The following is a 6,192-nucleotide window of genomic DNA, read 5'->3' as shown; positions in this document are numbered from 1 at the left end:
AAGGCATGGGCAACGCTGGTTTGTTGGAAATCCGGCGGATCAAGGCCGCATTGGCGCGCATAGCGGCAGGGGACTACGGCATCTGTGCCAAATGCGGCCAAGACATCACGTCCGAGCGGCTGGATGTGCTGCCTGACACACCGTTCTGCCGAAACTGTGCTGAATAGGGGAGAATACCATGCCGAAAAAAGATCCATTGGCCGAACTGAGCCAAGAGATGCTTGCAGCCACGCTGTCCGGGCAAGCGATGGGGTTGAACCTGTTGCTGGCCGAAATGCGTGCGCTGAGTGAAGTGCTGCCGGGGGCTTTGGCGCAATCTGCCGCGGTGTCAGAGCGGGTTGGTCCCGCTGAAGAAGCCGATTTCGACAATATGCCGGTCTGAACACGCTCACAGTCTGCCCGCTTGTGCGGTGTGGGATTGCCAAGGCAGTCCGTCCACCGCTTAATGGTGCGATGGTAAATGGAGCAGGCGGAATGGACGGCAAGGCCTTGGCGGATGCGGTGCGGGTCGAACGCCGAGGGGCCGTTTTGTTGCTGATCTTGGCGCAGCGTCCGGTGAACGCACTGACGCAGCCGCTGCGTGCTACGCTTTCGGCGGCCTTGCGTGCTGTGGCTGACAGTGATCTGCGGGCGGTGGTGATCTGCTCGGATCTGGCGGCGTTTTCGGCAGGGGCGGATATGTCCGAACTGGGCAAACCTGCCGCCGCACCGGGGCTTCGCGCTCTTTGCACGCAGATTGAAGATTTTCCCAAGCCAGTGATTGTGGCCTTGAACGGCAGCACTCTGGGGGCGGGATTGGAGTTGGCTCTGGCGGCACATGGCCGGGTGGCCAGCCCTGCCGCCCATCTCGGATTGCCGGAAATCGGGCTTGGTGTGGTGCCCGAAGCCGGGGCAACGCAGCGGTTGCCGCGTCTGGTTGGCGCATCTGCGGCCTTGAAGCTGATGCTGGAGCCTGCGCCGATAAGCGCCGCGCAGGCCCTGACCATCGGCTTGGTGGATCAGGTGTTTGAAGGCGATCTGCGGGCACAGGCCTGCGCCTTTGCGGAAAGACTGGCAGAGGCATTGCAGGGCAGGGCACCGCTGAAAACCTCGGACCGGCGCGATGGCTTGCGGGACGGCAAGGCATTTCAGGCCGCGATTGCGGCGGCGCGGGCGCGCTATGCGGGCACACCACTGCCAGCCCCGGCGCGGTTGATTGATTGTGTCGAAGCATGTCAACTTTTGCCTTGGGAACAAGGGCTTGCTTTTGAGGCCACCGCGCGAGAGGCGCTGATCAACACGCCGCAAGCACAAGGGCTGCGCCACGCCTATTTTGCCGAACGCCGGGCGATTTTCCCGCCTGCGCCGCTGGCCGATTTTGGCGCGGCAAAGCTGGGCAGTTTTGCAGTTTGGGGCGCGGCAGAACCGGCGGCAGATCTGGTGGCACAGGCTTTGGCGGCGGGATTGCGCGTCACTCTGGTGGAGCCTTCGCGCGAAATACTGGTTGCGGCTCTGCAGAAAATCGCATCGCGGCAAGAGGCAGCCGTGGGGGAGGGGCGGTTGACTCCAGAGGCGCGGGATGCCGACTGGGCGCGGCTGAGCACGGCATCCGATGCGATTGGCGGCGTTGATCTGGTGTTGAAGAACGCCGATACACCGCCGCCGCCGCTGGAAGCTGACATCCCGGTCATTGAGTTGGGCGCGTTGCCAGCGCGGGCGGCGGGCACGCGGGTTGGGCTAAGCGTGGCGGCGGCGGCCGGGCTGGTGGCGGAACTTGCGGCGGGGGCAGAAGCTTTGGTCGCGGTGCAGGCTTTGGGCCTCGCACTTGGGCGGCGGCTGGGCTGGAAGCTGCTGTTCACCGGGCCGGGCGGGCCGATTGACCGCCGCCTGCGCGCGGCGCTGTCTGCGGCGATTTCTCAGTTGGAAGCCGAGGGGCTGGCGCGACCGATCATCGCGGCGGCGCTTGGCTCGTTCGGCATCGGGGTCAGTGGGCGCGGGCCTTTGCCTGCGGCCCCGCCCGAGGCCAAGCGGGTGCTGGATGCCTGCCTTGCGGCTTTGGCCAATCAGGCGGCACGGCTGATCAGCGAGGGCGTGGCGCGCAGGCCGCTGGATGTGGATGCGGCGGCGGTGCTGCACGGGATGTTCCCGCGCTGGCAGGGCGGGCCGTTGTTTCAGGCCGACAAGCGCGGATTGCTGGTGTTGCGCGCCGATCTCAAGCGCCGGGCCGAGGCGGCACCGCAGATCTATGCGCCAGATCCGCTGTTTGATCGGCTGATCGCCGATGGCCGTGATTTCGCCACGCTGAACCGCGCGGATTAACCCCGCGCTTATGCCAGAATAACCCCGACCACCACCAGGATCAGCCCCAAGCCCGACACCGCCAGCGCGCCCATGTTCCACACCACAACGCGCTGCATCGCGATGCGGGCCTGATCATCGGGCAAATTCTGCCGCTTGATGCCCAGCACCAGCTTGATGCACCACAACAGCCCGACAATACCCAGCAGGGTCAGCGCTGTTCCGATCCAGATCACGATTTGCATACCTGCCTCCCAGAAAACCTGCGCCTGCGGTAACGCTGTTGGCAAAGCCTTGCAACCCCGTGCGCGGCGCGCTTGAACCTGCAAGCCTCGGCATATAGGAACAACCAAACCCAAAGCGAAAAGCCAAACTGAAAAGAGTCCCGCGATGAATGACGTAACCGCCGCCTATAACGTGACCGCTGACGAGCTGCGCCAGTTCATCGAGCGCGCCGAGCAACTTGCTTCCGAGAAAAAGGACGTGGCCGAACAGGAAAAAGAACTGTTCGCCGAGGCCAAAGGCCGCGGCTATGATACCAAAGTCATGCGCAAGGTGATCGCGCTGCGCAAGCGCAAGCCCGACGAGATTGCCGAAGAAGAAGCGATCATCGAGATGTATAAATCCGCTTTGGGGATGCAGTAACTTTAGACGCTGCAGTGTCATTGGCAAAGCTGGAACCGGGTTGTGCACAGGCGCATCCCGGTTTTTCCATTCCTGCAAACAGGTATTGGAAACGACCACGCCAGTCTGCGCAACGCGATACGCCGTTGCCCGTCAGGTGGACTTCTGGCTTCAGGGTGAGATGAAATCCACGCCCGGCATATGGGTGATGCGATAGACATCTTCCTCGTAAAGCCGGGTCAGCTCTGCCACGGTTTCCTCGGTCCAACCAGGCATTTCGATCTCGGTGGCGATGCGGTCGGGCAGGGCGAATTTATCCAGGAAAGCCGAGACGATCTTGCGCCATTGCATCACCGATGAAGGCGGATGGCCAGCAAGATAGCTTTGCAGCCGGGTCATGCCTTCGCCTGACATCAGCGTGGCCAGCAGATCTTCCTCCCCCTCCAGCGCCACGTTCTCTGGCAAGCCCGCGACGGTGCGCAACACTTCGGGCCAGATCAGCGGGGTGTCTTCGTCGCACCAGATCGTCAGCGGTGTGCCGGGATTGAGCGTCAGGATCCGCTGCACCACATGTGACCAATGCAATTGATAAATATCGGCCTTGCCAATGAAATCGGCATAGGTCTTGTTCGGCAGTTTTTCCAGCAGGGCGGGCAGGAAGGTCGCCGGATTGCGGATTGCAAGGTGGAATTCGGCCTCGATCTCGGGGAAGATCTGGCTGAAGGCGCGCACGCGTTCGCCTGCTGCCGGGTATAGCGTGCCGTCCAATGCCCAAGGTGCCAGCGACAGAAAGCTGTCCCAAGACAACACCATGCGGTCGGCGACATCCTCTTCCATGATCTTGTCAAGGATCAGCGCCTGCCGATCCCGGCTGGCCGCATTGCCCTTCAGCTCGATCGCAGTGTCGCGCAGCAGGTTGCGGTAGCGTTTCGGACCGGGCACGACAATGCCATGCTCGGCCAGCACCTCACGGTTTTTCATAAGACATTTCAGAAGCCGCTCTTCATCGGTGAAGTGCGCGCCAAGGTGATAGACGATCCGCATCGGGTGGCTGCCTGCCTGCTTGTTCTTGTTGGCGCAACTATAGTCGGTTTTCTTTACAGGGAAACCGCTTTCCGCTAGGACCGCGCGGATGATGCCCACGCAAAACAGTCAGAATTCCCGCCTACGCCTGTGGTGCCTGCGCATCACAGCGTTCCGGCTGGATATCTGGTCGGCGGGCGCGCTGCTGGTCGGGGCGATTGTGCTGGTGCCGATGCTGGCGGTGGTCTGGATCGCGTTTCATCCGACGGAAAACATCTGGCCGCATCTGCTATCGACGGTGTTGCCGCGCTATTTCACCGCCACGTTGCGGATGATGCTGGGCGTGGGTTTGCTCTCGGCGGCAATGGGGGCGGGGGCGGCGTGGCTGGTGGTGATGTACCGCTTTCCCGGCAGTCGCGGTCTGGACTATGCGCTGCTGTTTCCAATGGCGATCCCCGCCTATGTCGGGGCCTATGCGCTGGTCGATTTTCTGGATTATGCCGGGCCGTTGCAGATCGCGCTGCGGGGTGCTTTTGGCTGGCAGAGCGCGCGCGATTACTGGTTCCCCGAGATCAACTCCGAGCCTGCCGCTATCCTCGTGTTGTCTGCGGCGCTGTATCCCTATGTCTATCTGATGACCCGCGCCGCGCTGCGGGAGCAGTCGGGGGCCAGTTACGAAGTGGCGCGTTCCTTGGGATTGGGGCCGTGGGGGATGTTCTGGCGGCTGGGCCTGCCCTTGGTGCGCCCAGCGATTGCGGCCGGTGTGGCTTTGACCATGATGGAGACGGTGGCTGATTTCGGTACAGTGTCGACCTTTGGCGTGCAGACACTGACCACCGGGGTGTTCTCGACCTGGCTGAATGGCGGCAATGCGGGTGGGGCGGCGCAGATTGCCGGGGTCATTCTGACGGTGGTGCTGGTGCTCTTGAGCATCGAATATGTCAGCCGCCGCAACGCGCGCTTTCACCGCCCTTCGCGGGCGACCCGGCCGGTGATGCCGATCCAGTTGCATGGGCCGTGGGCCTGGGCCGCGACGGCTTTGTGTGCGGTGCCATTTCTGTTGGGGTTTGTGCTGCCGACTGCGGTGATGCTGGGCCATGCCCTTGCCAAGCCGCAGATGTGGCTGGCGCCGGGGCTGCTGGAGGCCGCGCTGAACACCGTCATCGTTGGCGGAATTGCGGCGATGCTGACCGTCTCGGCGGCGTTGTTTCTGGTGTATGGCGTGCGGATGGTGGGGCGCAATCTGGCGCGCACCGTGCTGCCAGTGACAGCTTTGGGTTACGCGATGCCTGGGGCGGTGCTTGCCGTCGGCCTGCTGGTGCCACTGGCAGCGCTTGATCACCGCGTCGCCGATGCGGTGCTGGCGCTGACCGGATATGATCCCGGCCTGATGCTGACTGGGACCGCGGCGGCGATCGTGCTGGCCTATGTGGTGCGGTTTTTCGGCATTGCGCAGGGCGCGGTGGATTCGGCCTTTGGGCGGATTTCCCCGTCGTTGCCAATGGCCGCGCGCAGCCTAGGGCGTGGCGTGGGCGGCACATTGCGCGATATCTATCTGCCGCTGATGCGGGGATCGGTGTTGACCGCGCTGCTTTTGGTGTTTGTCGATTGCGTCAAGGAACTGCCTGCAACATTGCTGCTGCGCCCGTTCAATTTCAACACCTTGGCAACGCGGGTCTATGAGCTTGCCAGCCTGGAACGCATCGGAGAGGCCGCCCCGGCGGCGCTGATCGTCACCGCAATGGGCCTTGCTGCGGTGGCTTTGCTGGTCAGCGCCACAAGATAGCTATTCGCAGCAACCCCCTTGCACCGGACGTCGCCTGCCGATATTTGAGGGGAACTGCCCTTATAGCTCAGCTGGTAGAGCACCTGATTTGTAATCAGGGGGTCTCGGGTTCGAATCCTGATGGGGGCACCATTTATCTCAAATTTCACTCAATCATATAACGATTGCAGCAACTTAACGCCCTCCTCGGTCCTCAGGAGGTCCGCTTTATAAGTGTTACAGTGACGCTGAGATATCTCAAAGAGCTTGATGGAGATCGTTGGGAGTATCGGCGCAGAGTTCCTGAGTCGTGCAAGGCTGCAGTTGGCAAGTCTGAGTGGAAGCGCGTTTTTGTTGCCCGTGTGTTGATTTTCACCCAGAACTGAGCCGGTTTTTTCACCGAGAAGTGAGCCACCTCTGATTATGGATTTCGGTTCATGCAGGGGTCAAGCTGTGTGTTGTTTCCTTCTTTTTCTTGGCGGCGGATGCGGCAGCGGAGCTGG

7 protein-coding genes and 1 tRNA gene are annotated in these 6,192 nt (G+C 62.2%); 6 read left to right on the top strand and 2 right to left on the bottom strand.

Features of this window, described 5'->3' with window-relative positions:
• Window positions 1-5: 5 nt before the first annotated feature.
• From U1A24_RS03520 to U1A24_RS03510, 3 genes are all read left to right on the top strand, one after another.
• Window positions 6-167, top strand: a complete 162-nt coding sequence (locus U1A24_RS03520; RefSeq protein ID WP_416173452.1) for a TraR/DksA family transcriptional regulator — start codon at window positions 6-8, stop codon at window positions 165-167.
• Between the two features lie 11 nt (window positions 168-178).
• Window positions 179-382 (top strand): hypothetical protein, encoded by a 204-nt coding sequence (locus U1A24_RS03515; protein ID WP_322320607.1) that lies wholly within the window; start codon window positions 179-181, stop codon window positions 380-382.
• 71 nt (window positions 383-453) lie between these two features.
• A complete protein-coding gene (locus tag U1A24_RS03510) occupies window positions 454-2,298 on the top strand; it encodes an enoyl-CoA hydratase/isomerase family protein (protein WP_322320606.1) in 1,845 nt (614 codons plus the stop codon).
• 8 nt (window positions 2,299-2,306) lie between these two features.
• Here the strand turns inward: U1A24_RS03510 and U1A24_RS03505 are convergent, their stop codons facing one another.
• The gene (locus tag U1A24_RS03505) at window positions 2,307-2,522 is read right to left on the bottom strand and encodes a hypothetical protein (protein ID WP_322320605.1); all 216 of its coding nucleotides are present in this window, start codon (window positions 2,520-2,522) and stop codon (window positions 2,307-2,309) included.
• 145 nt (window positions 2,523-2,667) lie between these two features.
• Between U1A24_RS03505 and U1A24_RS03500 the strand changes: the two genes are divergently transcribed.
• The gene (locus U1A24_RS03500) at window positions 2,668-2,922 is read left to right on the top strand and encodes a DUF2312 domain-containing protein (protein ID WP_322320604.1); all 255 of its coding nucleotides are present in this window, start codon (window positions 2,668-2,670) and stop codon (window positions 2,920-2,922) included.
• A gap of 150 nt (window positions 2,923-3,072) precedes the next feature.
• Here the strand turns inward: U1A24_RS03500 and U1A24_RS03495 are convergent, their stop codons facing one another.
• The gene (locus U1A24_RS03495) at window positions 3,073-3,945 is read right to left on the bottom strand and encodes a hypothetical protein (RefSeq protein WP_322320603.1); all 873 of its coding nucleotides are present in this window, start codon (window positions 3,943-3,945) and stop codon (window positions 3,073-3,075) included.
• A gap of 211 nt (window positions 3,946-4,156) precedes the next feature.
• Between U1A24_RS03495 and U1A24_RS03490 the strand changes: the two genes are divergently transcribed.
• A complete protein-coding gene (locus U1A24_RS03490; RefSeq protein WP_416173451.1) occupies window positions 4,157-5,710 on the top strand; it encodes an ABC transporter permease in 1,554 nt (517 codons plus the stop codon).
• Between the two features lie 56 nt (window positions 5,711-5,766).
• Window positions 5,767-5,842, top strand: a tRNA-Thr gene (locus U1A24_RS03485).
• Window positions 5,843-6,192: the final 350 nt, after the last annotated feature.

This window comes from Cypionkella sp. (assembly GCF_034376685.1).
GTDB lineage: Bacteria > Pseudomonadota > Alphaproteobacteria > Rhodobacterales > Rhodobacteraceae > Cypionkella.
This window is presented reverse-complemented; position numbering and strand designations above follow the sequence as displayed.

What these genes read in the sequence shown, in the direction of transcription:
- U1A24_RS03505 (WP_322320605.1), bottom strand. Translation starts at nt 2,522, where the DNA reads ATGCAAATCGTGATCTGGATCGGAACAGCGCTGACCCTGCTGGGTATT.
- U1A24_RS03490 (WP_416173451.1), top strand. Translation starts at nt 4,157, where the DNA reads ATGCTGGCGGTGGTCTGGATCGCGTTTCATCCGACGGAAAACATCTGG.
- U1A24_RS03515 (WP_322320607.1), top strand. Translation starts at nt 179, where the DNA reads ATGCCGAAAAAAGATCCATTGGCCGAACTGAGCCAAGAGATGCTTGCA.
- U1A24_RS03520 (WP_416173452.1), top strand. Translation starts at nt 6, where the DNA reads ATGGGCAACGCTGGTTTGTTGGAAATCCGGCGGATCAAGGCCGCATTG.
- U1A24_RS03510 (WP_322320606.1), top strand. Translation starts at nt 454, where the DNA reads ATGGTAAATGGAGCAGGCGGAATGGACGGCAAGGCCTTGGCGGATGCG.
- U1A24_RS03495 (WP_322320603.1), bottom strand. Translation starts at nt 3,945, where the DNA reads ATGCGGATCGTCTATCACCTTGGCGCGCACTTCACCGATGAAGAGCGG.
- U1A24_RS03500 (WP_322320604.1), top strand. Translation starts at nt 2,668, where the DNA reads ATGAATGACGTAACCGCCGCCTATAACGTGACCGCTGACGAGCTGCGC.